The sequence below is a fragment of the Burkholderia sp. MS455 genome, from assembly GCF_016899445.1.
GTDB lineage: Bacteria > Pseudomonadota > Gammaproteobacteria > Burkholderiales > Burkholderiaceae > Burkholderia > Burkholderia pyrrocinia_C.
In genome coordinates this window covers 134871-161693 of the sequence record NZ_CP041778.1, presented here as the reverse complement: position 1 = coordinate 161693, position 26823 = coordinate 134871, and the positions used below count along the sequence as shown (strand labels likewise).

Here is a 26823-nt window from a genome sequence, read left to right as displayed (position 1 = left end):
GATGGCGCGTCGCACCGCGGCTTCCTGCCACCTGATGCCATATGCGCCCGCCATCGGCACAGACCGCGCCCAAGCGCTAAAATCCGCCGCCTGAGCATCCACGACGAGCAAGCGTTTTGACGGCGTTCGAGCAGGGTTTCATCCTTACCCGCCACTGGCGGGACACCGCGACCGGTATCGAGATCGAGTTCTGGCTGGCAACCGAACACGGTCCGCGCCGCGTGCGGTTGCGCCCGCAGGAAGCCGTCGCGTTCATTCCGGCCGAACAGCAGGCGCTCGCCGAACGCACACTGGCCGGCGAACGCGATGCGGAACTGCGCCCGCTCGCGCTGCGCGATTTCAGCCAGCGCCCGGTCGTCGGTCTCTATTGCCGGCGCTATCGCCACCTGTCCGGGCTCCAGAAGCGCCTCGCGGCGGCCGGCGTCGACGTGTACGAAGCCGACGTGCAGCCGCCCGACCGCTACGCGATGGAGCGCTTCATCACGGCATGCGTGCAGTTTCGCGGCCAGCCCGGCAACGACGACACGCTGACCGGCGGCGAGCTGAAGCCCGCGACCGGCTACCGCCCGGCGCTGCGCTGCGTGTCGCTCGACATCGAAACCAGCGTCCACGGCGAACTGTATTCGATCGCGCTCGAAGGCTGCGGGCAACGACAGGTCTACATGCTCGGCCCGCCGAACGGGGACGAAAGCGGCGACGCGAGCGCCGTCGACTTCCGCCTCGACTACTGCGACAGCCGGCCCGCGATGCTCGCGCGGCTGAACGACTGGTTCGACGAACACGATCCCGATGCGGTGATCGGCTGGAACCTCGTGCAGTTCGACCTGCGCATCCTGCATGCGCACGCGGAGCAATACGGCGTGCCGCTGAAGCTCGGGCGCGGCGGCAGCGTGCTCGACTGGCGCGCACACGGCCAGCAGCCCGACCACTTCTTCGCGGGCGCGGCCGGCCGCCTGATCCTCGACGGCATCGACATGCTGAAATCCGCAACATGGACGTTCCCGTCGTTCAGCCTCGAATACGTGTCGCAAGCGCTGCTCGGCGAAGGCAAGTCGATCGACAATCCGTACCAGCGGATGGACGAAATCCAGCGCCGCTTCGACCACGACAAGCCGGCGCTCGCGCGCTACAACCTGAAGGACTGCGAGCTCGTCACGCGCATCTTCGACAAGGCCGACCTGCTGTCCTTCGCGCTCGAACGCGCGAGCGTCACCGGGCTCGCCGCCGATCGCACCGGCGGCTCGGTTGCGGCGTTCACGCACCTGTACCTGCCGCGCATGCACCGGCTCGGCTATGTCGCGCCGAACCTCGGCGACGTGACGGGACAAAACAGCCCCGGCGGCTTCGTGATGGATTCGCGCCCCGGCCTGTACGACTCGGTGCTCGTGTTCGACTACAAGAGCCTCTATCCGTCGATCATCCGCACGTTCCTGATCGATCCGGTCGGCTTGATCGAAGGGCTCGCGAACCCCGGCGACGACACATCGGTGCCCGGTTTTCTCGGCGCGCGCTTCTCGCGCACCGCACATTGCCTGCCCGATATCGTGCGGCGCGTGTGGGAAGGCCGCGATGACGCGAAGCGCCAGCGCAACGCGCCGCTGTCGCAGGCGCTGAAGATCATCATGAATTCGTTCTACGGCGTGCTCGGCTCGACGGGATGCCGCTTCTTCGACCCGCGCCTCGCGTCGTCGATCACGATGCGCGGCCACGAGATCATGCACCGCACGCGCGAGCTGATCGAAGCTCAGGGTTACGAAGTGATTTACGGCGATACCGATTCGACGTTCGTCTGGCTCGGTCGCGCGCACGACGACGACGAAGCGGGACACAAGGGCCTCGGGCTCGTCGAGCACGTGAACCGCTGGTGGCACGCGCACCTGCGCGACCACTTCGGGCTCGAAAGCGCGCTGGAGCTGCAGTACGAGCGGCATTACCGCCGGTTCCTGATGCCGACCGTGCGCGGTGCGGAAGAAGGCAGCAAGAAACGCTACGCGGGCCTCGCGGCGACGGCCGACGGCGGCGAGGACCTCGTCTTCAAGGGGCTCGAAACGGTGCGCACCGACTGGACGCCGCTCGCGCAGCAGTTCCAGCGCGAGCTGTACCGGCGCGTGTTCCGGCGCGAGCCGTACCAGGATTTCATCCGCGACTACGTGCGGCGCACGCTCGCCGGCGAATTCGACGACCAGCTCGTCTATCGCAAGCGCGTGCGCCGGCCGCTGCGCGAATATGAGCGCAACGTGCCGCCGCATGTGCGCGCGGCGCGGATCGCCGACGAGTTCAACCAGGCGCACGGCAGGCCGCTGCAGTACCAGCGCGGCGGCTGGATCAGCTACGTGATGACGACGGCCGGCCCCGAGCCGCTCGAAACGATGCGCTCGCCGATCGACTACGCGTTCTACCTGAGCCGCCAGTTGCAGCCCGTCGCCGATGCGATCCTGCCGTTCCTGCGCGACGATTTCGAACGCGTCATCTCCGGGCAGGGGCAGTTGTTCGGCGATTGATGCAACGGCGCTGCGCACGCCACCGCAAACTCTCCTCCGCCTGACGTCGATCTTCGTCGTGTTGCGCACGCACGTTCACTCTGACTCATCCTGCAACACAGCTGGTCAGGAATCGCCATTTATCCGGCCAGTCCGGGTTCCTAAACTTGTCTCGTCGGTTCAGCGAAGCGAATTCGTGCCGAACCGCAACGAAATCATCTGAGGAAACCGTGAAATCCGTCATCGTCACCATCGCCGCCGTCGCCGCTACCGCCACCGCCCTTCTCGCCGCACCGGCCGCGTCGTACGCGCAGTCGTCGCACTCGACGCTCACGCGCGCGCAAGTGCGCCAGGAACTGCTCGACCTCGAATCGGTCGGCTACGAGCCGGTTGCCGGCGACGGCGACAACTATCCGGGCGACATCGTCGCCGCGCAGGAACGCCTGGCCGCCAAGCGCCTCGCCGAACGCAAGAGCGCGGAAGCCGCCTACGGGGCGAACGGCGCACCGGGCACGGATTCGGGCACGCCGGCGGTCGCGACAATGAAGCGGTAACGCGCTGCCGGTCGTTTCGGGGGCGCGCTCGTCCGGCTAAAATACCGGCCTGCCGCGCCTCCTGCCGCGGCCGGAGGACATCAATCATGACCGCACGTCGCGGAGCCGCGGTCGTCATCGCGCCCAGCCACGAGACAGCCAGCCTGTCGAAAGCCCAGAAGACGTTCAATACGCTCGTCGAGCACATCGAAAAACGGCGCGAACGTCTCGGTGCGTGGGAAGCCGTCATGCCGATCTTCCAGAAAAAATTCGTCGACGGGCTGTTGCCGCTCGAGCAGGCGTCGACGGCGTTGCGGATCCGGTTGCTCAATCTGCTCGACGACGCGTTCCTGCAGAAGGGTTTGAGCAAGGCCGACCAGCGCACGCTGTCCGGGCTGATCGCCGATATGGCGCGCGACCTGCTCGACGTCAGTGACGACGCGGCGTTGAAAGTCATCTACAACCGGCACGGCACATCCCGCGACGACGGCCACGCAGCGGCCGCCCCGGCGCGGACGAAGCCGGAACCTGAACCGATACCCGCCGCCGAACCGGCAGACGATCTCGACACGCTGTCTCCCGACGAACTTGCCGAGCGCATGCAAGCCGAACAGGACGAACAGTTCAAGCGCGACATGGCCGCCCACGAGGCCCGCGAGGCACAGCGCGCGAAGCGCAAGAAAGCACCCCGGCAATCCGCCGCGGCAGCCAAACGCGAAGCCGAGCAGGCCGAATCGAGCAAGTCGATCCGCGAGGTCTATCGCAAGCTCGCGAGCGCGCTGCATCCCGATCGCGAAACCGATCCGCAGGAGCAGCAACGCAAGACCGTGCTGATGCAGCGGGTCAACCGCGCTTATGCGAAAGGCAATCTCCTGCAACTGCTGGAACTGCAACTGGAGATCGAGCAGATCGACCGGCGCGCGATCGCCGGCCTCGGCGAAGATCGGCTGACGCGCTACAACGGCATCCTGGAGGAACAGATCCGCGAACTGGATCAGGAGATCCTGCACGTCGAGACCGGTTTCCGGCGGACGTATGGAATCGCGCCGTCCGTCAAGCTGGCGCCCGATACCGTCGTCCGCATGCTCGCGCGCGACATTGCCGGCATGCAGCGCAGCAACCACGACCTGACCGTGGCGCTGCGCGAGTTCGACGATCCGGAAAAGGTCAGGGACTGGCTGAAAGGCATGAAGCGCCGGCAAGCATCCTCCCGCGTCGACGACGATCCGTTTTAAGCGCACACGCGCTCTGCCCGCAGAACGTCGAGCGTCACCGCGGCTCGCCCATCCCGCCCATCAGCGTCATCAACTGTTCGCGCAGCCACCGGCTGCCCTGGTCCTGATCGGCGCTGCGATGCCAGTAGCAGAAGTAATCGAGACCCGGCATCTCGAACGGCAGTTCGAGGATACGCGCCGGATAGCGCTGCAGCAGCCGCAGCGGCGCCGTGAGCGCGAGATCGCCGCGCATCGCGATCAGCGGCGCGACCATGTAGTGCTGCACGCGCATCTGGATGTTGCGGCGCAGCCCGAGACGCGTCAGTTCCGCGTCGACGTGCCCGCTGCCCTTGCGGCGGCTCGACACGTGGATGTGCCCCATCGACAGGTAGTCGTCCATGGTCAGCGTGTTGCCCTTGAACGGGTGATCGTCGCGGATCATGCACGCGTAGCGGTCGCGCACGAGCAGCGCCTGGTGCAGATGCAGATCGCCGATCAGCGGTGCGTCGATCGCGATGTCGACCGAGCCGTTCGCGAGCGCGGTGGCCACTTCGCGGCGGTCCATCGTGTAGCTGCGCACATGCATGCCGGGCGCATGCGTTTGCAGCAGTTCGCCGAGCGCCGGCAGCAGCAGCGCTTCGGTCAGGTCGCTCATGCTGAGCCGAAACACGCGTGCCGACGATGCGGGATCGAACACGTCGCCTTCGTGCGCACTCGAATCGAGCAGTTGCAGCGCCTCGCGCACGCGGCCGACGATGTTCTCGGCCATCGGCGTCGGCATCATCCCGGCCGGCGTGCTGACGAACAGCGGATCGTTCAGCGTCTTGCGCAGCCGCGCCAGCGCGTTGCTGACGGCCGGCTGCGTGAGGTTCAGCACCTCGGCCGCCCGCGTCAGGTTGCGCTTGTTGTAGATCGCCTCGAATACGACGAACAGGTTCAGATCAATCTTCGAAAGGCGCATCGCCGAATCTCCTTGCCGGCATCTTAAGGCGTGCGCCATTCGTTCGTCCACGCCGGCCCCGCGAGCGGCACCAGGTGCGTTGCACATCCCGGCGCGCCGCTCAATCGCGCGGCGGCGGCGTCAGGTAAGGCGCCGTCGAGCCCGGCTCGCCGTCCTTGATCTCCATCCGCGCGATCGCCTGCAGGTGCACCTCGTCCGGGCCGTCGGCGAAGCGCAGCGCGCGGCCCCAGGTCCACAGATCGGCGAGCGGCGTATCGGGGCTCAACCCCGCCGCGCCGAACACCTGCATCGCGCGGTCGCAGACGTCCGTATACACGGTCGGCACGAGCGCCTTGATCATCGAGATTTCCTTGCGCGCGGCCTTCGCGCCGACCTTGTCGATCATCCACGCGGCCTTCAGCACCAGCAGGCGCGCCTGGTCGATCTCGATGCGCGAGCGCGCGATCCATTCGCCGACGGTGCCGTGCCGGTTCAGCGGCTTGCCGAACGCGACGCGCGACTGTGCGCGGTCGACCATCAGTTCCAGCGCGAGTTCGGCCGCGCCGATCGAACGCATGCAGTGATGGATGCGGCCCGGCCCGAGGCGGGCCTGCGCGAGCGCGAAGCCGCTGCCTTCCTCGCCGAGCAGGTTGCGCGCCGGCACGCGCACGTTGTCGAACGTGATCTCGCAGTGCCCTTCCGGCGCATGGTGATTGACCACCGTGATGTTGCGCACGATCGTCACGCCCGGCGTGTCGCGCGGCACGAGGATCATGCTCTGCTGCTGGTGCGACTCGGCGCCGGGATCGGTCTTGCCCATCACGATGAAGATCTTGCAGTTCGGATGCGCGGCGTTCGTGATGAACCACTTGCGGCCGTTGATCACGTACTCGTCGCCCGCGCGCTCGATGCGCGTCGTGATGTTCGTCGCATCCGACGACGCCACGTCGGGCTCCGTCATCGCGAACGCCGAGCGGATCTCGCCGCGCAGCAGCGGCAGCAGCCACTGTTCGCGCTGCTCGGGCGTCGCGAACATGTGCAGCAGCTCCATGTTGCCCGTGTCCGGCGCATTGCAGTTGAACACCTCCGACGCCCAGCTCACGCGCCCCATGATCTCGGCGAGAGGCGCGTATTCGAGGTTCGTCAGGCCCGTGCCGGGCTCGTCGCCCTTCAGGTGCGGCAGGAACAGGTTCCACAGCCCTTCCGCCTTCGCGCGTTCCTTCAGCTCCTCCATGAACGACACGGGATACTGGCCCGCATGCACTTCCTCGTTCCACTGACGGATGCGCGGCACGATGTGCGCATCCATGAACGCGCGCACGCGTTCGCGCAGTTCTTCCACTTTCGGGGTGTAGCCAAAGTCCATGATCGACTCCTCGAGATTCCTTGTTCGGTTCGGTCAGAAGGCCGAGACACCACCGTCGACGGCGACGGCCTGCCCGGTCAGAAAAGTGTTTTCCTTCGCGCACAGCATCAGCATCGTCGCGACGATTTCGTCGGGCCGGCCGAGCCGCTTCATCGGCGAGCCCTGCGCGAGAAAATCCTGGCGGTCGCCGAGATCGCTGTCGGTGACCATCGGCGTCGTGCTGTAGAACGGGCACACCGCGTTCACGCGAATGCCGTGGCGCGCGTATTCGAGCGCAGCCGTCTTCGTGAGCCCGACCACCGCATGCTTCGACGCCGCGTATGCGGCCAGCTTCGGCGCGCCGCCGAGCCCGGCCATCGACGCAACGTTCAGGATCACGCCTTCGCGCTGCGCGAGCATCTGGCGGATCTGGTGCTTCATTCCGAAGAACACGCCCTTCGCGTTCACCGCGAAGCTCAGGTCGAGATCGGCTTCGTCGGTGTCGATCAGCGCCTTCATCGGCGGTGCGATGCCCGCGTTGTTGATACCGACGTCGAGCCGCCCGAAGCGCGCGGCGGCCTCATGCACCAGCGCCGCGACGTCCGCTTCGACACGCACGTCGCAGCGCTGCGCGATCACGTCGGCGCCGGCCGCGCGCAGCGGCGCGGCCACGCGTTCGAGCGCTTCGCCGTTCAGGTCGCCGAGCGCCAGTCGCGCGCCCATCGCGGCCACCTCGCTCGCGAGCAACGCGCCGAAGCCGCTCGCGGCGCCGGTGATCATCACGGTCTGTCCGGCGTAGCTGTCGATTTTCATCGCGCGCTCAGATCGTCAGGCCGCCGTCGACGACGATGCATTCGCCGTTCGTGTAGCTCGCCGCGTCCGACACGAGATACAGCACGGTGCCGGCCATCTCGCGCGGCTCCGCGTGGCGGCGCAGCGGGATCTTCGCCTTCCAGGTCTCGTAGATGTCCTTGTCGGCGAACAGCGCGCCCGCGAACTTCGTTTTCGTCAGGCCCGGCAGCAGCGCGTTCACGCGGATGCCCAGCGGCCCGCATTCCTTCGCGAACGCTTTGGTCATGTTGACGACCGCCGCCTTCGTGATCGAGTAGATGCCCTGCCGGTCGCCCGGCTGCAGCGCGTTCACCGACGCCGTGTTGACGATCGCGCCGCCGCCGTTCTCCTTCATCAGCTTGCCGGCCTCGACCGACATGAAGAAGTAGCCGCGGATGTTCACGTCGACCGTCTTCTCGTACGCGGCGAGGTCGGTATCGAGGATGTGCCCGAAATACGGATTCGCGGCCGCGTTGTTCACGAGGATGTCGAGCCGCCCGTGCCTGCCGCGAATATGCTCGAACGTCGCGGCGATATCGTCCAGCCGCCCGACGTGGCACGCCAGCGCCTCGGCGCGGCCGCCCGCCGCGACGATCGCGTCGGCCACGGCCCGGCAATCGTCGAACTTGCGGCTCGACACGATCACGTGTGCGCCCTGCTCTGCAAGCAGCTTCGCGATTTCCTCGCCGATGCCGCGGCTCGCGCCCGTCACCAGCGCGATCTTGCCGGTCAGGTCGAACAGATTCGTTGCCATGTCGTTGTGCTCCTCCATTGATGGTTTGTCGTGTCGCCGTTCTGCGATCCCGGCGATGCCGGCGATTTCAGCGATGCGCGTCGATCACGCTCACGGCCAGTTCGGCGAGCCGGCCGGCCATTGCGCCGACGCGCAGCGCTTGCTCGCTCGACGCGTTGCCCTGCAGCGCGCGTGCCTTCACGCCCTGCGCGATCGCCGCGAGGCGGAAGAAACTGAACGCGAGGTAGAAATGCCAGTCGCGGATCGGCTCGATCCCGCGCAGTTCGCAATAGCGCGCGACGATCGCCGCCTCATCCGGTACGCCGAGCTCGGCGCGATCCAGGCCCGCGATCCCGCGCACCTGCCCGCCGGACGGCAGCCGCAGGCACATGCAGAAATACGCGAGATCGGCGAGCGGGTTGCCGAGCGTCGACAGTTCCCAGTCGAGCACGGCCTGCACGCGATAGCTGTCGCGCGCGAACATCAGGTTGTCGATCCGGAAATCGCCGTGCACCAGCGCCGGCCGGCCCGTGTCCTCGGGGCACGCCTTCGGCAGCCAGTCGATCAGCGTCTCCATCGCGTCGAGGCGCTCGGTTTCGGCCGCGCGATACTGCTTCGTCCACACGCCGATCTGGCGCTCGAAGTAATTGCCGGGGCGGCCGTAGTCGGCAAGGCCCACCGCGTCGACATCGACGTCGTGCAAGGCGGCCATCGTCCGCAGCAGCGCGTCGTAGCAGGCCGCGCGATCGGCCTTCGGCAGCTCCGGCAGCGCGGGATCCCAGAAGATCCGGCCGTCCTCGAAGCTCATCACGTAGAACATGCTGCCGATCACGTCGCGGTCGACGCAGAGGTGATACGGACGCGCGACCGGCACGGCGGTGCCCGACAGCGCGGTCAGCACGCGGAATTCGCGGTCGACCGCATGCGCGGATTTCAGCAGTTCGCCCGGCGGCTGGCGGCGCAGCACGTAGCGGCCGCTCTTCGCGTGCAGCAGGAAAGTCGGATTCGACTGGCCGCCGGCAAACTTCTCCGTGTCGACCGGGCCTTCGAAGCCCGGCACGTGCGCTTCCAGATAGCGCGTGAGGCGGGCCACATCGAGTTGCTGGGAAGGATTCGTCATCGTCGCGATCGTTCGTGGGTCAGCCGTAGGTTCGCAGCGCGTGCCGTTCGGGATCCTCCAGATGCGGGATGCCGTTGAACGACGCGAGGTGGAACGCATCGGCGTTGAAGAAAAACTGCGAAAGACTGCTGTTGCGGATCTGCAGGTTCAGCGCGATCGCGCTCGACGGCGGCGCCGCGAGCACCTGCTGCACGGTGACCGCGATCGGGCCGCCGGAGCTCACGGCGAGCACGCGCTGGCCGCCTGCGTGACGGATCGCGTCGCGCGCAGCAGCGACGCGCTGCTGGAAATGGGCCCAGGTTTCGGGGGCCGAATCCCCCAGCTTGTCGTCCGACCACAGGTGCAGCACCTGCCGGAGCGCGCGGAAGTGCTCCTTCATCGAACCGGCGGCGAGGCGTGCGATTTCCGGATAGTCGCTGGCCGCGGCCGCGAACAGCCCGTGAAAGTCGTATTCGTTCAGGCCCGGATGGCGGTCGTACGGCACACCTTCGCGGCCCATCCCGCGCAGGATCGCGTCGACCGTCTGCGCGTGGCGGTTCAGCGTGCCGCAGATCACGCGATCGAACGCGAGGCCCTGACGCGCGAAGTATTCGCCGAGCCACACGCCCTGCTGCTCGCCGGCCGCGGACAGCCGGTCGTAGTCGTCAGTGCCGAACGACGCCTGCCCGTGCCGTACCAGAAAAAGTTCAGCCATCGCATGCCCGCCAGATCAGAAGGATTCAGCATAGGGGGCGGCCATGCATTTTTGAAATTTATTTTCTGAATCGACTGGTATTCACTTCATGAATCCAGTCGCCCCCCATCGGGCTCGTTTACCGGACCCCGTCCGGCGGCACGGGAATTGCGGCGCCAACCGCCGTCAAGTCGACCATATTCCAGGAGGGATGCGATGCTCGGTACGATCCTTATCGTCATACTGATTTTGTTGCTCATCGGAGCATTTCCTACATGGCCGCACAGCCGAAGCTGGGGCTACTGGCCGTCGAGCACCGTCGGGCTGATTGTCGTCATCGTCGTCGTGCTGGTGCTGTTGGGTCAAATCTGAGGCCCGGAGGTGCCGGTCGTGCTGCCTGGCAGCCTGTTCCGGCGGGATGCGGCGACATATTCAGTATCACGGATTGTCTGGCATTCCCTGCCTGCGGCTTCAGCCCCTCCGACGGGGGCTGAAGCCGCTGCCGATCATGTGGAACGCGTGGTGTTTCCCTCGACGGCGGCCTGCAACGATCGATCCGCCGCGGGCGTCACCAGTACGATCTTGCCGATATGACGACCCGAATCCATCAGTTCGTGCGCGGCGCGCGCATCGCGAAGATCGAATAGCCGGTAAACCTGCGGCTTGACGGCCCCTTGCCGGATCAGAGGCCACACGGCCTCTTCGAGCTCGCGAATGATCTGCGCCTTCTCCGCGTAGGTGCGCGAGCGCAGCGTCGAGCCGATGTGCGTGAGCCGCTTCGTCAGCATCGGAAACAGGTCGAGCTCCTTCGCGGGGCCTTTAATCACGCCGATCTGCACGATGCGGCCATTTACAGCGGCCGCCGCGAAATTGCGCGCGACATAGTCGCCGGCAATGATGTCGACGATCACGTCGACGCCCTTGCCGCCCGTGAAGCGCGCGACCTCGTCGACGAAATCCTCGCTGCGGTAGTCGATCGCGAGATCCGCGCCAAGCCGCATGCTCGCGTCGCGCTGCGCGTCCGAGCCGACGGTCGTGATGATCGTCGACGCGCCGAACGCCTTCGCCAGCATCGTCGCCGTCGTGCCGATTCCCGATGCACCGCCGTGGATCAGCACGCTCTCGCCGGCCTCGAACCGACCGCGCTGGAACAGGTTCAGCCAGACCGTCATGAAGGTCTCCGGCAGCGCCGCCGCTTCGGCCATGCCGAGGCCGTCGGGAATCGCGAGCGTGTTGTTCTCGTTCGCCACCGCGTATTGCGCATAGCCGCCACCGGGAATCAGCGCGCAGACGCGGTCGCCAACGACGAACCGCGTGACGCCGCGCCCGACCGCGACGACGTCGCCGGCGATCTCGAGGCCGGGAATGTCGGACGCGCCGGGCGGCGGATCGTACAGCCCCTTGCGCTGGAATACGTCGGGGCCGTTTACGCCGGCCGCGTGAATCCGGATCAGCACTTCGCCGGGGCCCGGCGACGGCACGGAGCGTGTGGCCGGCACGAGCACTTCAGGGCCGCCGGGGCGCACGATTTCGATCGCGGTCATGTCGGCGGGCAGGGTTTGGGCATCGTCAATCACGATATGATCCTCAACGTTCGTCGATGCGCGGCCGATTCGCGGGCCATCCCCGAATCGCGGCATCGCAATGTGTGTGAGGCCAGTCTATGGGCGATGCCGCTCGCGGGCACGCAGCGAATTGCCGATCGGGGAATGCAAAAATGCATCAGTCGGGACAAACGATGAATTGGGACGACGCACGCGTATTCCTCGCGATTCATCGCGAGCGCACGCTGCGCCGCGCGGCACAGACGCTCGGCGTCGATCAGGCGACGGTCGGGCGGCGGCTCGCGACGCTCGAGCACATGCTCGGCGCGACGCTGTTCCTGCGCTCGTCGAAAGGCTATCTGCCCACGCCGGTCGGCGAACTGGCGTTGCGCGCCGCCGAGGCGATGGAGCAACATGCACACGAGCTGGTGCGGCTGACGCAGGGTGTCGACCGGCGGCTTGCCGGTGAGGTGAAGATCACGACGACCGATGCACTCGCGATCGAGTTCGTGATGCCGTCGATCGCGCGGCTGCATGCGAAGCATCCCGACGTCTCCTTCGCGCTGAACACGTCGACGCAAATCCTGAATCTCGCGAAGCGCGAAGCCGACATTGCCATCCGTACGGTGCGGCCCGACAACCCCGATCTGGTCGCACGCCGCCTCGCGCAATGGGACATGGGCCTGTTCGCGTCGCACGACTATCTGCACCGGCACGGCGAGCCCGAGCGCGGCCACGCATTCGCGGGCCACGACCTCATCGTCTACCAGCCGTACATCGACGCCAGCCGCACGCCGACCCTCGCCGGCGAGCCGATCGACGGCGGGCGCATCGTCGCGCGCATGAGCTCGAACCTGATGGCGCGCGCCGCGGTACGCTCGGGCCTCGGCATCGGCGAGATTCCCGTCTATATGGGCGAACGCGACGGGCTCGTCCGCCTGTGGCCGGAGCGCATGAGGCAGGCGCCTTACGAGGTCTGGCTCGTCACGCACCGCGACCTGCGCCACACTGCGCGCATCCGCGCGGCGATCGACGAGATCGTGTTCGCGTTCACCGCGCATCGATGATGCGGATGGCACGCGGGCGCGCGCCGGTGGTGCCGTCGACATGACCGGCAGATCGAGCGGCAGGATCGTCGCGATGCCGTTCGTGAACGCGCTGCACTCGCCTTCGCCGTAAAACCCATCGCCGTAGTCGGCCGCCATGCATGCGAGTGCGACCTGCGCGACCGCCCCGTCCGAGATCCACGCCGAGTTCTGCCCGTTGATGACGATCTCGTCCGCGCCGACCTTGGCCGTCGCTTTCCCCACCGGCTGCCTGCCGTGCGCGCCGAGTTCCCGCCGATACAGGATCGCCGCGTCGGAGCCACGATCGGGCTGCAACGCATGCTTCAGGTTATCAAATGATCCAAAAGATTCATTAGACAGCGTCCGAGCCGGCGCGCGATGCTGGCCCCGCCAATCAGCGCGGCATCCACGCCATGCCGCGCACGACAACGGAGCGAGACACATGCCTAACGATCACCGTCAACGGCGCCACACGCTATGGCTGCTGTGCGCGCTGTCATTCATCCTCTACGTCGACCGCGTGAACCTCGCGACCGCGGCCGGCGCGATCAAGGCCGAACTCGGGTTGTCGAACACCGAACTCGGTATCGCGTTCTCCGCGTTCGCATATTCGTATGCAATTTGCCAGATCGGCGGCGGCTGGATCGCGGACCGGTTCGGCGCCCGCATCACGCTGATCGGCTGCGGGCTGATCTGGGTCGTCTCGACCTTCACGACCGGGCTCGTGCACAGTCTCGCGCTGCTGTTCGCCGCGCGCCTGCTGCTCGGCATCGGCGAAGGCGCGACGCTGCCCGCCCAGGCCCGCGCGATCACGCACTGGTTCCCGCGCGAGCGGCGCGGCGTCGTGCAGGGCTTCACGCATTCGTTCTCGCGGCTCGGCAACGCGGTCACGCCGCCGATCGTCGCCGCGCTGATGACGTGGCTGTCGTGGCGCGCCGCGTTCTTCGTGATCGGCGCGGTGACGCTGGTGTGGCTCGCGTGGTGGATCGTCGGCTTCCGCGAGCACCCGCTCGGCGGCGACGATGGCAACGCGCGCGGCGCCGCCCGCCTCGTCACGCCGTCCGGCCCGACGCCGTGGGGGCCGCTGTTCCGCCGGATGGCGCCGACGATCTTCGTCTACTTCTGCTACGGCTGGACCGCGTGGCTGTTCTTCACGTGGCTCCCGACGTTCTTCCTGAACGGCCAGGGCCTGAACCTGAAATCGACCGCGCTGTTCGCGTCCGGCGTGTTCTTCGCGGGCGTGGTCGGCGACACGCTCGGCGGCTGGCTCTGCGACCGGATCTACCGTAAGACCGGCAACCTCGCGCTGTCGCGCCAGAGCGTGATCGTCACGAGCTTCGCCGGCGCGCTCGTCTGCCTGCTGCCGCTCGCGTTCGTGCATTCCACGGCCGGCATCGCGCTGTGCCTGTCAGGGTCGTTCCTGTGCCTCGAACTGACGATCGGGCCGATCTGGGCCGTGCCGAGCGACATCGCGCCGACCCACGCCGGCATCGCCAGCGGGATGATGAACGCGGGTTCCGCGATCGCGGGGATCCTGTCGCCGATCCTATTCGGTTATCTGGTCGACCGCACGGGTAGCTGGACGGTGCCGTTCATCGGGTCGGTCGCAATGCTGATGATCGGCATCGTCGCCGCGCTGCGGATTCGTCCGGATCGCACGCTGTCCGCATCGATGCCATCGCTCGCCGATGCGCCCGCCGCGCCGTCGGCGCGCTGAAGCGGTTCGCAGCCGTGGCGCCCGGGTTGCCGGTATCGCTCGTATCGCCCGTGTCGCCATCACGCATCGCTCCGTTCCTCGATGCGTGATCGGCAAACCGGGCATACCCCGCGAGCCCTCTCTTCAATCGTCGTCGTCCTGAACGCCCTCCCGGTGAAACAGCGCGAGAAACTGCTGCGCGGGAATGCTCAGCGGCCGGTCGCGCCGCACGAGGCTGCCGTATGACGGCAGCTTTTGATCGAGCTCGTAATCGAGGATCGCGACGAGCCCGTGCTCCGCGTTGCGCTGCGCGACGGTCAGCGGAATCACGCCGAGCATCGTCGAACGGTCGACGAGGTTCATCGTGGTCAGGATCGAGCCCGTTTCGACCAGCCCGCGCGGCATCGGCTGGTGGCGCGCGCGGAACTCGCGCTCGACGACCTCGCGCGCCGGACTGCCGGCCGGCTGCAGGATCCACGTGTAATCGAGCAGCGCGTCGAATTCGACCGGCCCGGCGCCCGCGAGCGGATGGTCGCGGCCCGCGATGATCGCGAGCGCCTCGTCGTCGACCACCCGGAAGTCGCAATCGGTCCCGACGTTGCGCCCGATCACCACCTCGAGCACGCCTTCGCGAAGCTGCGGCATCAGCCGGTCGCTCGTGTCCACCGCGATGTCGATCGCGAGCAGCGGGTAACGCGCCTTCAACTGCACCAACGCCTCGGTGAGCCGCCCCGGCGACGCCGCCATGATGCTGCCGATCGCCAGCCGCCCCGCGCTACCAAGCTGCAGTTCGGCGAGTTCGCGATTCAACGCCTCCACGCTGCCGCGGATTCCACGGAAATAGCCGAGCACGCGCGCGCCGGCCGGATTCAGCACCAGCCCGCGCCCGATGCGATCGAACAGCCGCTGGCCGAGCGCGCTCTCGAGTTCGGCCAGCATCTTCGTCGCGGCCGGCTGCGTGAGGCCCATCTGCTCGGCCGCCGCGCGCAGCGTCGAGCATTCGTCCACGGCAAGCAACAGCGCGATCTGCCGCATGCGCAGCCGGTTCAGCAATTGGGGAGTCGAGTCTCGTCGATCGATCGAGCCCATTTCGATTACTCCAGGTTATCGATTCATCAAGAGTTTTCAATTTACCGACTCATTCCGTCTACCTAGCATGAACCCCATACACGAACGGCCACGCGCCGCCACCGGAGACGCAGCATGAACACGAAACCGACCGCCGCCCGACGCGCGGCCCGCCAAGGAGACGCCGCATGACGACCGCCGCCCCCCTGCCCGTCGTCGCGCTGACGCTCGGCGACCCCGCCGGCATCGGCGCCGAACTGATCGCGAAACTGCTCGCGCGGCCCGACGCGACGGCGCACGCGAATCTCGTGCTGATCGGCGATCGCTGGCTGTGGGAAGCCGGCCAGCGCGTCGCCGGCGTGCAGATCGACGTCGAACCCGTCGCATCGCTAGCCACGGTGCGCGGACGGCCGTCAACCGCGCGCGCCGCGTTCGTCGAAGTCGATACGGTCGATCCCGCACAGGTCACCGTCGGCCACGCCGGCGCGGCCGGCGGCCGTTCGACGCTCGCCGTGCTCGATCAATGCCTGGAAGCCGCACTCGCCGGCGACATCGACGCGATCTGCTTCGCGCCGCTGAACAAGTACGCGATGAAGCTCGGCGGGCTGAAGCACGACGACGAACTGCACCACTTCGCCGAAGCGCTCGGCGTGACCGGCTATTTCTGCGAATTCAACACGCTCGGCGAACTGTGGACCGCGCGCATCTCGTCGCATATCCCGCTGAAGGACGCGGCGGGCTGCCTGAGCATCGAGCGGATCGAACAGGCATCCGAACTGATCTACCGGTCGCTGCTCGCGAACGGCGTCGCCGCGCCGAAGGTCGCGATCGCCGCGTTCAACCCGCACGGCGGCGACGGCGGCAGTTGCGGCCGCGAGGAAGTCGACATCATCGAGCCCGCGGTGCGCAAGCTGCAGTCGCGCGACTGGCCGACCGACGAGCCGTTCCACGGCCCGTTCCCCGCCGACACGATCTTCCTGAAGGCGCAGGCCGGCGACTATCAGGCGATCGTCACGATGTACCACGACCAGGGGCAGATCGCGATCAAGCTGCTCGGCTTCTCGCGCGGCGTGACCGTGCAGGGCGGGCTGCCCGTGCCGATCACGACGCCCGCGCACGGCACCGCGTACGACATCGCGGGCCGCGGCACGGCCGACGTCGGTGCGACCTGGCAGGCACTGCAGATCGCGTGCCGGATGGGCGCCGCGCGCCGCACCCCCGCTGTTCCGGCGTGACGGCCGCGCCGGCCGCCCGCCTTTCACACACGACAACATCGATTCTCGGAGACACCATCATGAAAATCCGGTCCGTGCGCGCACGCGTATTCCAGTGGAAGGGCAAGACCGTCCCGCCGCAGGGCAACTTCTGCTCGAATGCGATGGACCTGCTGTACGCGCCGCAGGAAACGATGAGCACGTTCCGCTTCCATTCGTGGACGGTCGTCGAAGTCGAGACCGACGACGGCATCGTCGGCCTCGGCAACGTCGCGCTCGCGCCGCTCGTCGCGAAGGTCATCATCGACCAGTACCTCGCGCCGCTCGTGATCGGCCAGGATCCGTGGGACTACGAATACCTGAACCAGCGGATGTATCGCGCCACCCACGCGTGGGGCCGCAAGGGCATCGGCATGGCGGCGATCTCGGCGGTCGACATCGCGATCTGGGACATCCTCGGCAAGAGCGTCGGCAAGCCGGTGTTCAAGCTGCTCGGCGGCCGCGCCAAGGAAAAGATCCCCTGCTACTACTCGAAGCTCTACCGCACTGACCTGAAGGCGATGCAGGACGAGGCGCAGCACTATATGAAGGAAGGTTTCCGCGCGTTCAAGATGCGCTTCGGCTACGGGCCGGCGCACGGGCAGCAGGGGGTGGTCGAGAACCTGAAGTCGGTCGCGGCGATCCGCGAGGTGATCGGCTACGACAACGACCTGATGCTCGAGTGCTACATGGGCTGGAATCTCGAGTATGCGAAGCGCATCCTGCCGAAGCTCGAGAAATACCAGCCGCGCTGGCTCGAGGAACCGGTGATCGCCGACGACATCGACGGTTACGCGGAGCTGAACCAGTTGACGCGCATTCCGATCTCCGGCGGCGAGCACGAGTTCTCGCTGTACGGCTTCAAGCAGTTGCTCGACCGCAAGGCCGTGTCGGTCGTCCAGTACGACACGAACCGCGTCGGCGGGATCACGATGGCGCACAAGATCAACGCGCTGTGCGAGGCGTACAGCGTGCCGGTGATTCCGCATGCGGGCCAGATGCACAACTATCACCTGACGATGAGCACGCTCGCGTCGCCGATGAGCGAGTACTTCCCGATGTTCGACGTCGAGGTCGGCAACGAGCTGTTCTATTACATCTTCGACGGCGAGCCGGTGGCCGAAAACGGTTTCCTGCAACTGCGCGACGACGTGCCGGGCCTCGGCCTCACGTTGAAGACCGAATTCCTCGACCAGTTCGACATCGTCGAGTGAGGCCGACCATGAACGCACGCTACCAGGGCGTCTTTCCGGTCGCGCCGACGATCTTCGACGCGCACGGCGCGCTCGATCTCGACGGCCAGCGCCGCTGCCTCGACTTCATGATCGATGCCGGTTCGCAGGGCCTCTGCATCCACGCGAACTACTCCGAGCAGTTCGCGCTCGGCGACGACGAACGCGACCTGATCACGCGCACCACGCTCGAGCACGTCGCGGGCCGCGTGCCGGTGATCGTCACGACGTCGCACTTCAGCGCGCGGATCTGCGCGGAGCGCAACCGGCACGCGCAGGCGCTGGGGGCGGCGATGGTGATGGTGATGCCGCCGTACCACGGCGCGACGTTTCGCGTGCCGGAGGCATCGATCCGCGCGTTCTTCCACGAGGTAAGCGACGGCCTCGACATCCCGCTGATGATCCAGGACGCGCCCGCAAGCGGCGTTGCGCTGTCCGCGTCGTTCCTCGTGACACTCGCGCGCGAGATCGATGCCGTGTCGTACTTCAAGATCGAGACGGCCGGTGCCGCGTCGAAGCTGCGCGAGCTGATCGCGCTCGGCGGCGACGCGATCGAGGGGCCGTGGGACGGCGAGGAAGGCATCACGCTGCTCGCCGATCTCGATGCCGGCGCGACCGGCGCGATGACGGGCGGCGGTTATCCGGACGGGATTCGCCGGATCACCGACGCGTATTTCGCCGGGCGCCGCGACGAAGCGTGCGAGCAGTACGCGCGCTGGCTGCCGCTGATCAACTACGAGAACCGCCAGTCGGGCTTTCTGACCGCGAAGGCGCTGATGCTGGAAGGCGGTGTGATCGCGTGCGACCGGCCGCGCGCGCCGTGGCCGGAATTGCATCCGCAGGTGCGGGCCGGGCTGCTCGACGTCGCGCGCCGGCTCGACCCGCTCGTGCTGCGCTGGGGGCATTAGACGTTCGGGTGCATGCGGTGTGCGCTTCACGGCTCCAGCCCGCGGGGCGCACGCCGCGCGGCCGGACAGACGTTCGCGCCGATGGGGAATGCGTACATGCGTTGCGCATCGGCGGTTAGCCCCGTGCGGATTCGTCACGGCGTGACGGCGGTCCATCAGAAGATCGCTGCCGCAGATCGACAATATTGGAGACATCATGAATTCGTTGACCCCGGCCACCCCGGCATACGAAGCCGGCGAAGCCATTCCGCGCCGCCGCTGGCTGCGCGTGATTCCGCCGCTGCTGCTCGCCTGCATCATTTCCTACATGGATCGCGTGAACATCGCGTTCGCGATGCCCGGCGGGATGAACGCCGAGCTCGGCATGGACGCGACGATGGCCGGTCTCGCCGGCGGCATCTTCTTCTTCGGCTACCTGTTCCTGCAGATTCCCGGCGGCCGCCGCGCGGCGCTCGGCAGCGGCAAGAAGTTCATCGCATGGTCGCTCGTGAGCTGGGCCGTGCTGTCGGTGCTGACCGGGCTCGTCACGCACACCTGGCAGTTGCTGGCGCTGCGCTTCCTGCTCGGCGTGGCCGAGGGCGGCATGCTGCCCGTCGTGCTCACGATGGTCAGCCACTGGTTCCCCGACCGCGAACGCGGCCGCGCGAATGCGATGGTCATCATGTTCGTGCCGCTCGCCGGCATGATCACCGCGCCGCTGTCCGGCTTCATCCTCGCCGCGTACGACTGGCGTCACCTGTTCTACAGCGCGGGCGCACTGTCGCTGCTGTGCCTGGTCGCGTGGATGCTGCTCGCCGACGACGGCCCGGAAACCGCGCGCTGGGTGTCGCCGCGCGAGAAGGCGTACATCCTCGACGCGCTGCGCGACGAGCAGGAACGCAAGCGCGCGGCCGGCACGCCGGCCGCTGCATCGTTCGGCGAGATGCTGCGCAACCCGACGATCTGGCTGCTCATCGCAATCAACTTCTGCTATCAGGTCGGTATCTACGGCTATACGATGTGGTTGCCGACGCTGCTGAAGAACCTCACGCACGGCGGGATGGGAAAGGTCGGCCTGCTCGCGATGCTGCCGTATGTCGCGATGGTGATCGGGATGTTCGTCACGTCGTATTTGTCTGACCGAACCGGCAAACGACGCCTGTTCGTGCTGCTGCCGCTCGTCGGCTTCGCCGCGTGCCTCGCGCTGTCGGTGCTCACGCACGCGTCGATGGCCGTGTCGTTCGCGTTCCTGATCGGCTGCGGCTTCTTCCTGCAGGCGGCCGCCGGCGTGTTCTGGGCGATTCCGCCGAAGCTGTGCAGCGTCGAGACGGCCGGCAGCGCGCGCGGCCTGATCAATGCACTTGGCAATCTCGGCGGATTCTGCGGCCCGTACGCGGTCGGCGTGCTGACCCAGCACGTGAGCTCGGCGGCCGGTGTGTACAGCCTGGCGGTCACGCTCGCGGTGGCCGGCCTGCTCGCGCTGACGCTGCCGAAGCGCTGCGAGGACTGATACGGGATACCTGACATGCAGGCCCGCGAACGAAATTACGGAGACACACCTTGAACGACATCCTGCTGCTGGTGCAGAAATGCGCCCATACCTTCAGTTTCTACGATCTCGACACGAAAGCCGCGCTCAAGCACATCGTGCTGCCGAACTTCCCGCACGAGTTCACCGTCGACGCGAACGACCGCTACGCGTATGTCGGTATCTTCGGGATCGAGACCGCGTGGTCGCGCGGCCATGAAGGCGACCACCGGATCGCCGAGATCGACCTGGTCGAGCGCACGCACACGCGCATGCTCGACCTGTGGCCGTACTACCGGCCACACGGCATGGCGAGCGACCGCGACGGCCGGTTGTACGCGATGAGCGAGGCGCACGACATGCTGCTCGTGTTCGACGAGCCGACCCGGCAGCCGGTGCCGAACATGGCCGTGCCGTCCGGCGGCGTGAAGACGCACCTCGTGACGCTCACGCGCGACGCGAGCCGCGCGTACGGCGTGCACCTGCTGTCGAACACGGTCACGCAGTTCCATCCGCGCGACGCGACGGTCGCGCCGCGCGCGGTGATGCCCGGCCCGCGCCCCGAAGGCAATGCGCTGTCGGCCGACGAGCGCACGCTGTTCGTCGCGAATCGCGGCGACGACACGCTCGTCGAGATCGACACGGAGACGATGACCTGCGGCCGCCGCGTGAAGACGCGCAGCGATCCGAACCGCATCTACCGGACCAGCGCGCCGGACGGCCGCGACCTGCTGCTGCTGACCAACTCGGGCGAACGATCGATCTCCGTGTTCGATGCACGCCAGCTCGAGGAAATCGAACGCATCGCGCTGCCCGCGAACCCGACCGCACTGTCGTTCCATCCGTCGCGGCGCGTCGCCTACGTATCGTTCCAGGACGACTACGTGCGCGAACTCGATCTCGAAACCTGGCGTTTCGTCGGCGCGCTGGCGACGCTGCGCGAGCCCGATGCGTCGTACGTGCTCGCGGGAGCGCGCTGACATGCGCGACGGAGCGCCGCCCGACGGATCGGCGCCCGAAGAGTCGCCGCCCGACGGCATGCCGGATGCGCTCGTCGATGCGCATCACCACCTGTGGAAGCTCGATGCGGGCGCGCACTATCCGTGGCTGCAGACGCACTACGATCCGGCGCGCTTCATGTTCGGCGATTACGCGGCGCTGTGCCGCGATTTCGGCGTGGACGATTTCCGGCACGCGGCGCAACGCGCGCCGATCGTCGCCAGCGTGCACGTCGAGGCCGAACGCGCACGCGACGAAGCGCTGGCGGAAACGCGCTGGCTGCACGAAGTCGCGGCGGCGCACGGGCTGCCGTCGGCAGTCGTCGCGTGGGTCGACCTGCTGGCCGGCGATGCGGACGAACGGCTCGCCGAACAAGCCGCGTGGCCGCGCGTGCGCGTCATACGCTTCAAGCCGCGCACCGCATCGTCGCCGGATACGCCCGTCGACGGGCCCGGCACGCTGCACGATCCGCGCTGGCCGGCCGCGCTGGAACGCGTCGCCGTGCACGGCCTGTGCTGGGATCTGCGCGTGCCGTTCTGGCATCTCGGCGACGCGGCCGCGCTGCTCGCCGACGCACCCGCTGTCGACGTCGTGCTCGAACATGCCGGGCTGCCGTGGGATCGTTCGGACGCAGGGCTCGCGCGCTGGCGCCGCGGCATGGAAGCGCTTGCGGCATCGCCGCGCGTGGCCGTGAAGATTTCCGAACTCGGCTTGCGCGACGCCGCGTGGAACGACGCGGACAACGCGCGGATCATTCGCGACACGATCGCGATCTTCGGCTGGGAACGCTGCCTGTTCGCCAGCAACTTCCCGGTGGCCGGCCTGCGCGTGTCCTATCCCGCGCTGCTGCGCACGTTCGCCCGCGCGATGGCGAACCTCGACGACGCGGCACGCCGCGCGATCTGGCATGACAACGCGGTGCGCGTTTACCGGATTGCGCTCGATGGGCCATCCCGGCCGGCTCGCGGATAACGCCGCTTTCCGCGCCTTTCCCCATCTCGTCGATCGGGCATCCGCCCGGTCGCGTATTCGCCCCTTCGCCCGTAATCGTGCTTGACCCGGCCCTTGGGGTCGCCTTTATGCTGTCCACAACGAATCGACAGCAGAGAGAGGTGACGGATGGGTACGTCCACGCCCCGTTTGAGCGCATCGGCGGCAGCCGCGCAGCTCGGCGTATCGGTCAAGGCGTTGCGGCTGTACGAACAGCACGGCCTCGTGACACCGGAGCGAACGCCTGCCGGATACCGTGCCTACGGCCCGGACGACCTCGCACGCGCGGCCGACATCGCGGCGCTGCGAGCGCTCGGCCTCAGTCTGGCACAGGTGGCGAGCGTGCTCGATGGCGATGCACGCGGCCTGGACGGCGCGCTGGCCGCTCACGAAGCAGTGCTTGAGCACGGCATTCAGGATCTCGTGCGCAAGATCGACAGCGTGCGCGCGATCCGTGCCGGCCTTGCGCGCGGCCGGATGCCGGCCGACGGCGAACTGGCGCGGCTGCTCGACGATACCGGCGCCGGCGTCGCGTTCAGCCTGCCGTGGCCGTGGGGCGGCGAGTGGTTCGAGTGTCGCGATATCCGGCCGTTGAACTACATCATCGGCTCGCTGGGAAGCGGCAAGACGCGGCTGGCGCTTCGGCTGGCCGACGCGCTGCCCGGCGCCGCGTTCGTCGGCCTCGATCGGCTGGAACACGATGGCGCTGCCGCATGCGATGCGTTGCGCGTCGATCCGGAACTGAAGTCGCGCGTCGACCGCGCATCGGCCGCGCTTGCCCGCAACGGCGCGACGCCGTCGGCAGCGTTGACTGCGCTGCTCGTCAGTCTCGAAGCGGATGGCCCGCGCGCGCTGGTCGTGGACATGATCGAACAGGATCTCTACCGGCCCACGCAACAGGCGTTGATCGCCCATCTGCGCGAACGCGCAACCGCCGGGATGCGGCCGCTGTTCCTGCTGACGCGCTCGTCGGCGATCCTCGATCTGTCGGCGGTCGGGCCGAACGAATCGATCATCCTGTGCCCGGCCAATCACAGCCCGCCTTCGCGCGTGGCGCCTTACCCGGGTGCCCCCGGCTACGAAGCGGTTGCCACGTGCCTTGCGTCGCCCGAGATCCGCGAGCGGATCGCGCGTCGGCCGGAAGTGGCGTAAGCCGTCATCGGTTCCTGGTGCCGGCAACAGGCCGGCACATCGACCGTCACGACTCCAGCCGCCCCATCCTGCGCGCCATCGCCGGACTCACCGCGCACCCCGGATCGAACCCGAAGAATTCGAGCACGTGCCGCGCGACGTCGTCGCGATCGTTGTCCGCGCAGATCATGTGGTAGCTGTTCTCCAGCACGATCCCGCGCGCGTCGGGCATCTTCTCCAGCAGGAAATCGGCCGAGCGCAGGCTCGTCAGCTCGTCCTCGCGCGCATGCAGCACGAGCGTCGGGCATCGCGTATCGGCCGCGGCCTCGAGCGCCCAGTCGCGCATCCGGTCGACCTGCCGCACGCACGCGAGCGGCACCCACGCATAGTGGAAACCGTCCTGCCGCTCGAACTTCTTCTTCACGATCGCGCGGATCGTCGCGTTCTTGATGCCGAACGGCTCGCCCTCCTCGACGCGCATCCGCTCGGCCACACCCGGCACGCGATACAGCACATGCCGCAGCGACCGATACCACGGCGTCGACCATCCGTCGATGAACACCGGCGTGGCCAGCAACGCGAGCCGGCCGCGCGCATGCTGCACGCGGCGGCACAGCAGCAGCGCGACCAGCGCGCCCATGCACATGCCCACGACATGCAGCGTGTCGTACTCGCGTTCCAGCGCGCGATACTGCTCGGTCACCGCGTCGAGCCACGTCTCAGCGCGCACGCCGATCAGATCCTCGGGGCGCGTGCCGTGCCCCGGTAGCGTGATCATGTGCGTGTCGCCGCCCGCGCGCCGCATCGCCTTGTGCAGCGAACCGAGATCGTATTGCGTGCCGCCGAGCCCGTGGATCAGCAGGACGCCCGTGCGGCCTGTCATGACGCGCGTCCGCTCATTCGTCCGCCGGCCACACACGCTCGATCTGCCAGACGCCTGCGACTACTGTCACGTCGACGTTCGAATCGAGCAGCGGCGCGCCGTGATCGGTGATCGTCTGCGTGCCGCCGTCGCGCTGCACGACACGCAGCGACAGCGACGCGCGATCCTCGCCCGCGATCTCCGCATTCCAGTAGTCGCTCAGTGCAGCGCGGTCGCCCGGCTGCACGCGTTCGAGCACGAGCGGCACGCTCGCTATCTGCGCGTGTTCGACGCCGACGCCGAACACGCGCTCGACGTCGCCGCTCCACTCGATCCGGCCCGACTCCGGATCGAGCACGTACGCGATCTGGCCGGCGCTCGCGAGCGCGAGCTCCATGTTGTTCTGCAGCACCGCCGCATGCTCGTGCACGCGTTCGCGCGTCGTCTTCAGCGTGCTCACCGTCAGCACCAGCAGCGACGCGACCGCCAGATAGAGCTGCGCCTCGAGCAGCGAACTGCCGTAGTGCTCGTGGAACGATGCGAACGGGCCGTCGCCCTGCGCGGTCTGCTCGATCACGATCAACGCAAGTATCAGCACCGACGACGAACCCGCGCGGCCGCCGAGCAGCAGCGTCACCGCGACGGTCAGGAACAGCGGGACATACGTGAACGCGAAGCCGGCGCCCGTACCGAATTTCTGCGACGTGTCGCCGTCGAAGATCACGAGCGCGACGATCGCGAGCAGCACGAACGCGACGACGCCGAGCATCAGGTCGAAGCGCTCGTGATCGCCCGAACGGTGCGCGCGGAAGCGCGACCACGACGCGAGCACCGGCGTGACCAGCAGCACGCCGACGAAATCGGAAGCTGCCCACACGAACCACACGTCGAAGAACGACGCGTCCTTGAGCGTCGCGTACCACGCCGCGCCGCCGATCGCGCCGACGACGCCCGCGATCAGCCCGGCGAGGATCACCGAGCGCAGGAAATACAGCCCTTCGAGCGAGAAGCGCACGCGCTGAACGAGCCACACCGCGAGCGCGGCCGCGCCGACTTCGTCGACCGTGAACAGCACCGCGTTGACCAGGCTGCCGTGTTCGATGCCGGTCAGCGCGAGCTGCGCGACGAGGAACGCGCCGGCCAGCGTCAGCCATTCGCGCAACGGCCGCAACATGAACGCGCCGACCGTCACGCCGGCCGGCAGCCAGATATAGCCCGTCAGCCGGACGGGGCCGTTGAACTCGTGCGAGATGTAGCCGGTCGCGAGATACAGCACCGCCCAGAGCAGCGCGGCGACGAGCCCCGGGCGGGAACGTTTGGTGTCCATCGAGGATTCCTGTGTGCTGCGCCGTGCGGGCGAGCGCGCCGGCCGCGTTGTCAACGGCAGGCGCGCCGGCCACCGGCGCGTACGCGATGTGCGCATGATATGCGGCGGGAGCGGACGGGGGAATACCGGAGCCGGAAGCGCATCGATCGGCCGGCGGTACCCCGCAAGTCGGCGCTTGTGACCGGCAAAGTATCGGAAAAGTTCGTCGTTTGCCGGACGCTATCAGGACAGGTCAGCGTGTCGTCTTGGCCGGACGGCCAAAATCGCGCGCAGCCGGTCGATCACGACTGACATGAAAGGCATCCGAAAGCGTTCGTTTCAGGTATCGTCCACGTCTCCAGCCAACATTCCGGATGACCGCACCCAATGGAAACCGTACCGGCACGGCCGATATCGGCCCCTTTGATGCAATGAGCAGATTTCGCGTCACGTACGACGGGCCCGCGCTCGAATCGTCCGAGATGGACGTGCGCGAACTTGCACCCGCATTGCTTGCAATCGGCGATTTGCTCGACGCGTCGACCCGCGCGCTGTGCGGCGATCAGGTTCGGCCGCAGGTGAACGTGCGCGGCAGCTTCAAGACCGGCAGCTTCGGCGTCGACTTCACGCTCGCGACATCGCTGCTCGGCCGCATGCGCGACATGCTGAGCGGCAACGAAGGCACGGCGCTCGCCAATGCGGTCACGATCCTGACCGCGCTCGGCATCGCCGCGCCCCGGGCAAGAAAGGGGCTCTTCGCCGTCCTCAAATGGCTGCGCGGGCGCGAGATCCAGCAAGTGCGGATGCAGCAGTGGCAAACCTCGGACGGCGCAAAAACCGAATACGAGGTCACGGATGTCCTCGAACATCGCCCGGCCGGCCTGCAGATTCAGTTGCCCGGCCGTTGATCCGCGTCGAAGGCCACGCTCCCAACACAACCCGTCATCCCTCATGAAACCGGCGATCGATCTGCGTCCTGCCTCCTTGGCCGACCTCCCCTTCCTGCAGACCCTCCGCCGGCTCACGATGACGGAGCATCTGCAACGGGTCGGCGCGCCGACCGACGACGAAGCGCACGACCGGCGCATCCGCGCGCACTTCGAAGACGCGATGATCGTCTGCGAAGGCGCCGATGCAATCGGCTTGCTGAAGGTGACGCGCTCCGCCGGCGAATGGCACGTCCATCAGATCCAGATCCTCCCTGCCCGCCAGGGCCGGGGCATCGGCGAAGCCGTGCTGCGCGAACTGCTGACCGATGCGGCACGCGAGAACGTGTGCGTATCGCTCAGCGTGCTGCACGGCAATCCGGCGCGGCGCCTCTACGAACGGCTCGGCTTCCGGCCCGCATCGGAAACGGAAACGAGTGCGAGCCTCGTCTGGCGCGCGTGACG

At 67.4% G+C, this 26823-nt stretch carries 25 protein-coding genes; 15 read left to right on the top strand and 10 right to left on the bottom strand.

The window, feature by feature from the left end; genetic code table 11:
• Positions 1 to 116: 116 nt before the first annotated feature.
• The 3 genes from FPJ27_RS05165 to FPJ27_RS05155 all read left to right on the top strand — a co-directional run bounded on the left by FPJ27_RS05165 (position 117) and on the right by FPJ27_RS05155 (position 4248).
• Positions 117 to 2501, top strand: coding sequence for a DNA polymerase II (locus FPJ27_RS05165; RefSeq protein ID WP_204422216.1), 2385 nt, complete (start codon positions 117 to 119; stop codon positions 2499 to 2501).
• A 209-nt stretch (positions 2502 to 2710) separates the two neighbouring features.
• Positions 2711 to 3034, top strand: coding sequence for a DUF4148 domain-containing protein (locus FPJ27_RS05160; RefSeq protein ID WP_072438072.1), 324 nt, complete (start codon positions 2711 to 2713; stop codon positions 3032 to 3034).
• 86 nt (positions 3035 to 3120) lie between these two features.
• The gene (locus FPJ27_RS05155) at positions 3121 to 4248 is read left to right on the top strand and encodes a J domain-containing protein (RefSeq protein ID WP_204422215.1); all 1128 of its coding nucleotides are present in this window, start codon (positions 3121 to 3123) and stop codon (positions 4246 to 4248) included.
• 34 nt (positions 4249 to 4282) lie between these two features.
• Here the strand turns inward: FPJ27_RS05155 and FPJ27_RS05150 are convergent, their stop codons facing one another.
• From FPJ27_RS05150 to FPJ27_RS05125, 6 genes are all read right to left on the bottom strand, one after another.
• Positions 4283 to 5188 (bottom strand): LysR family transcriptional regulator, encoded by a 906-nt coding sequence (locus FPJ27_RS05150; protein WP_204422214.1) that lies wholly within the window; start codon positions 5186 to 5188, stop codon positions 4283 to 4285.
• 100 nt (positions 5189 to 5288) lie between these two features.
• Complete coding sequence (locus tag FPJ27_RS05145; RefSeq protein ID WP_204422213.1) at positions 5289 to 6533, bottom strand: acyl-CoA dehydrogenase family protein; 1245 nt, start codon at positions 6531 to 6533, stop codon at positions 5289 to 5291.
• Positions 6534 to 6566: 33 nt separating this feature from the next.
• A complete protein-coding gene (locus FPJ27_RS05140) occupies positions 6567 to 7325 on the bottom strand; it encodes a glucose 1-dehydrogenase (RefSeq protein ID WP_204422212.1) in 759 nt (252 codons plus the stop codon).
• Between the two features lie 7 nt (positions 7326 to 7332).
• The gene (locus FPJ27_RS05135; protein WP_204422211.1) at positions 7333 to 8097 is read right to left on the bottom strand and encodes an SDR family oxidoreductase; all 765 of its coding nucleotides are present in this window, start codon (positions 8095 to 8097) and stop codon (positions 7333 to 7335) included.
• 67 nt (positions 8098 to 8164) lie between these two features.
• Positions 8165 to 9196: a phosphotransferase gene (locus tag FPJ27_RS05130; RefSeq protein ID WP_204422210.1), complete on the bottom strand. Its 1032-nt coding sequence runs from the start codon at positions 9194 to 9196 to the stop codon at positions 8165 to 8167.
• Positions 9197 to 9215: 19 nt separating this feature from the next.
• A complete protein-coding gene (locus FPJ27_RS05125; RefSeq protein ID WP_204422209.1) occupies positions 9216 to 9890 on the bottom strand; it encodes a histidine phosphatase family protein in 675 nt (224 codons plus the stop codon).
• 195 nt (positions 9891 to 10085) lie between these two features.
• Between FPJ27_RS05125 and FPJ27_RS05120 the strand changes: the two genes are divergently transcribed.
• Positions 10086 to 10241 carry a DUF3309 family protein gene (locus FPJ27_RS05120; protein ID WP_072438058.1) on the top strand — a complete coding sequence of 52 codons (156 nt, stop codon included), beginning with the start codon at positions 10086 to 10088 and terminating at the stop codon, positions 10239 to 10241.
• A gap of 134 nt (positions 10242 to 10375) precedes the next feature.
• On the opposite strand, the gene FPJ27_RS05115 is transcribed toward FPJ27_RS05120, so the two are convergent.
• Positions 10376 to 11413 (bottom strand): NAD(P)H-quinone oxidoreductase, encoded by a 1038-nt coding sequence (locus FPJ27_RS05115; RefSeq protein ID WP_204423060.1) that lies wholly within the window; start codon positions 11411 to 11413, stop codon positions 10376 to 10378.
• A gap of 194 nt (positions 11414 to 11607) precedes the next feature.
• Here FPJ27_RS05115 and FPJ27_RS05110 point away from each other — a divergent pair, with 194 nt between their 5' ends.
• Together FPJ27_RS05110 and FPJ27_RS05105 are read left to right on the top strand one after the other, a co-directional pair.
• Positions 11608 to 12480 carry a LysR family transcriptional regulator gene (locus FPJ27_RS05110; protein WP_239483235.1) on the top strand — a complete coding sequence of 291 codons (873 nt, stop codon included), beginning with the start codon at positions 11608 to 11610 and terminating at the stop codon, positions 12478 to 12480.
• A 442-nt stretch (positions 12481 to 12922) separates the two neighbouring features.
• Entirely contained in the window at positions 12923 to 14197 is a 1275-nt protein-coding gene (locus tag FPJ27_RS05105) for an MFS transporter (protein ID WP_204422207.1), read from the top strand.
• 123 nt (positions 14198 to 14320) lie between these two features.
• Here FPJ27_RS05105 and FPJ27_RS05100 read toward each other — a convergent pair whose 3' ends face one another.
• Positions 14321 to 15265: a LysR family transcriptional regulator gene (locus FPJ27_RS05100; protein ID WP_204422206.1), complete on the bottom strand. Its 945-nt coding sequence runs from the start codon at positions 15263 to 15265 to the stop codon at positions 14321 to 14323.
• A gap of 167 nt (positions 15266 to 15432) precedes the next feature.
• On the opposite strand from FPJ27_RS05100, the gene FPJ27_RS05095 reads away from it, so the two are divergent.
• From FPJ27_RS05095 to FPJ27_RS05065, 7 genes are all read left to right on the top strand, one after another.
• Positions 15433 to 16479: a 4-hydroxythreonine-4-phosphate dehydrogenase PdxA gene (locus FPJ27_RS05095; RefSeq protein ID WP_204422205.1), complete on the top strand. Its 1047-nt coding sequence runs from the start codon at positions 15433 to 15435 to the stop codon at positions 16477 to 16479.
• 59 nt (positions 16480 to 16538) lie between these two features.
• Positions 16539 to 17711, top strand: a complete 1173-nt coding sequence (locus FPJ27_RS05090; RefSeq protein ID WP_204422204.1) for an L-rhamnonate dehydratase — start codon at positions 16539 to 16541, stop codon at positions 17709 to 17711.
• Between the two features lie 8 nt (positions 17712 to 17719).
• On the top strand, positions 17720 to 18637 hold the full coding sequence (locus FPJ27_RS05085) for a dihydrodipicolinate synthase family protein (RefSeq protein WP_204422203.1): 918 nt from the start codon (positions 17720 to 17722) through the stop codon (positions 18635 to 18637).
• A gap of 196 nt (positions 18638 to 18833) precedes the next feature.
• Positions 18834 to 20126, top strand: coding sequence for an MFS transporter (locus tag FPJ27_RS05080; protein WP_204422202.1), 1293 nt, complete (start codon positions 18834 to 18836; stop codon positions 20124 to 20126).
• Positions 20127 to 20176: 50 nt separating this feature from the next.
• Complete coding sequence (locus tag FPJ27_RS05075) at positions 20177 to 21124, top strand: YncE family protein (protein ID WP_204422201.1); 948 nt, start codon at positions 20177 to 20179, stop codon at positions 21122 to 21124.
• A 1-nt stretch (position 21125) separates the two neighbouring features.
• A complete protein-coding gene (locus FPJ27_RS05070) occupies positions 21126 to 22115 on the top strand; it encodes an amidohydrolase family protein (RefSeq protein ID WP_204422200.1) in 990 nt (329 codons plus the stop codon).
• 147 nt (positions 22116 to 22262) lie between these two features.
• Complete coding sequence (locus FPJ27_RS05065) at positions 22263 to 23285, top strand: MerR family transcriptional regulator (RefSeq protein WP_204422199.1); 1023 nt, start codon at positions 22263 to 22265, stop codon at positions 23283 to 23285.
• Positions 23286 to 23331: 46 nt separating this feature from the next.
• Here FPJ27_RS05065 and FPJ27_RS05060 read toward each other — a convergent pair whose 3' ends face one another.
• Together FPJ27_RS05060 and FPJ27_RS05055 are read right to left on the bottom strand one after the other, a co-directional pair.
• Positions 23332 to 24147, bottom strand: a complete 816-nt coding sequence (locus FPJ27_RS05060; protein ID WP_072438039.1) for an alpha/beta fold hydrolase — start codon at positions 24145 to 24147, stop codon at positions 23332 to 23334.
• A gap of 13 nt (positions 24148 to 24160) precedes the next feature.
• Positions 24161 to 25453, bottom strand: a complete 1293-nt coding sequence (locus FPJ27_RS05055; protein ID WP_204422198.1) for an MASE1 domain-containing protein — start codon at positions 25451 to 25453, stop codon at positions 24161 to 24163.
• Positions 25454 to 25806: 353 nt separating this feature from the next.
• Between FPJ27_RS05055 and FPJ27_RS05050 the strand changes: the two genes are divergently transcribed.
• Both FPJ27_RS05050 and FPJ27_RS05045 read left to right on the top strand, forming a co-directional pair.
• Positions 25807 to 26340 (top strand): hypothetical protein, encoded by a 534-nt coding sequence (locus tag FPJ27_RS05050; protein WP_204422197.1) that lies wholly within the window; start codon positions 25807 to 25809, stop codon positions 26338 to 26340.
• A 43-nt stretch (positions 26341 to 26383) separates the two neighbouring features.
• On the top strand, positions 26384 to 26821 hold the full coding sequence (locus FPJ27_RS05045) for a GNAT family N-acetyltransferase (protein ID WP_072438034.1): 438 nt from the start codon (positions 26384 to 26386) through the stop codon (positions 26819 to 26821).
• Positions 26822 to 26823: the final 2 nt, after the last annotated feature.

Coding starts and splice junctions, on each gene's coding strand:
- FPJ27_RS05155 (WP_204422215.1), top strand. CDS start 3,121: ATGACCGCACGTCGCGGAGCCGCGGTCGTCATCGCGCCCAGCCACGAG.
- FPJ27_RS05150 (WP_204422214.1), bottom strand. CDS start 5,188: ATGCGCCTTTCGAAGATTGATCTGAACCTGTTCGTCGTATTCGAGGCG.
- FPJ27_RS05145 (WP_204422213.1), bottom strand. CDS start 6,533: ATGGACTTTGGCTACACCCCGAAAGTGGAAGAACTGCGCGAACGCGTG.
- FPJ27_RS05140 (WP_204422212.1), bottom strand. CDS start 7,325: ATGAAAATCGACAGCTACGCCGGACAGACCGTGATGATCACCGGCGCC.
- FPJ27_RS05135 (WP_204422211.1), bottom strand. CDS start 8,097: ATGGCAACGAATCTGTTCGACCTGACCGGCAAGATCGCGCTGGTGACG.
- FPJ27_RS05130 (WP_204422210.1), bottom strand. CDS start 9,196: ATGACGAATCCTTCCCAGCAACTCGATGTGGCCCGCCTCACGCGCTAT.
- FPJ27_RS05125 (WP_204422209.1), bottom strand. CDS start 9,890: ATGGCTGAACTTTTTCTGGTACGGCACGGGCAGGCGTCGTTCGGCACT.
- FPJ27_RS05120 (WP_072438058.1), top strand. CDS start 10,086: ATGCTCGGTACGATCCTTATCGTCATACTGATTTTGTTGCTCATCGGA.
- FPJ27_RS05115 (WP_204423060.1), bottom strand. CDS start 11,413: ATGACCGCGATCGAAATCGTGCGCCCCGGCGGCCCTGAAGTGCTCGTG.
- FPJ27_RS05110 (WP_239483235.1), top strand. CDS start 11,608: ATGAATTGGGACGACGCACGCGTATTCCTCGCGATTCATCGCGAGCGC.
- FPJ27_RS05105 (WP_204422207.1), top strand. CDS start 12,923: ATGCCTAACGATCACCGTCAACGGCGCCACACGCTATGGCTGCTGTGC.
- FPJ27_RS05100 (WP_204422206.1), bottom strand. CDS start 15,265: ATGGGCTCGATCGATCGACGAGACTCGACTCCCCAATTGCTGAACCGG.
- FPJ27_RS05095 (WP_204422205.1), top strand. CDS start 15,433: ATGACGACCGCCGCCCCCCTGCCCGTCGTCGCGCTGACGCTCGGCGAC.
- FPJ27_RS05090 (WP_204422204.1), top strand. CDS start 16,539: ATGAAAATCCGGTCCGTGCGCGCACGCGTATTCCAGTGGAAGGGCAAG.
- FPJ27_RS05085 (WP_204422203.1), top strand. CDS start 17,720: ATGAACGCACGCTACCAGGGCGTCTTTCCGGTCGCGCCGACGATCTTC.
- FPJ27_RS05080 (WP_204422202.1), top strand. CDS start 18,834: ATGAATTCGTTGACCCCGGCCACCCCGGCATACGAAGCCGGCGAAGCC.
- FPJ27_RS05070 (WP_204422200.1), top strand. CDS start 21,126: ATGCGCGACGGAGCGCCGCCCGACGGATCGGCGCCCGAAGAGTCGCCG.
- FPJ27_RS05065 (WP_204422199.1), top strand. CDS start 22,263: ATGGGTACGTCCACGCCCCGTTTGAGCGCATCGGCGGCAGCCGCGCAG.
- FPJ27_RS05060 (WP_072438039.1), bottom strand. CDS start 24,147: ATGACAGGCCGCACGGGCGTCCTGCTGATCCACGGGCTCGGCGGCACG.
- FPJ27_RS05055 (WP_204422198.1), bottom strand. CDS start 25,453: ATGGACACCAAACGTTCCCGCCCGGGGCTCGTCGCCGCGCTGCTCTGG.
- FPJ27_RS05050 (WP_204422197.1), top strand. CDS start 25,807: ATGACCGCACCCAATGGAAACCGTACCGGCACGGCCGATATCGGCCCC.
- FPJ27_RS05045 (WP_072438034.1), top strand. CDS start 26,384: ATGAAACCGGCGATCGATCTGCGTCCTGCCTCCTTGGCCGACCTCCCC.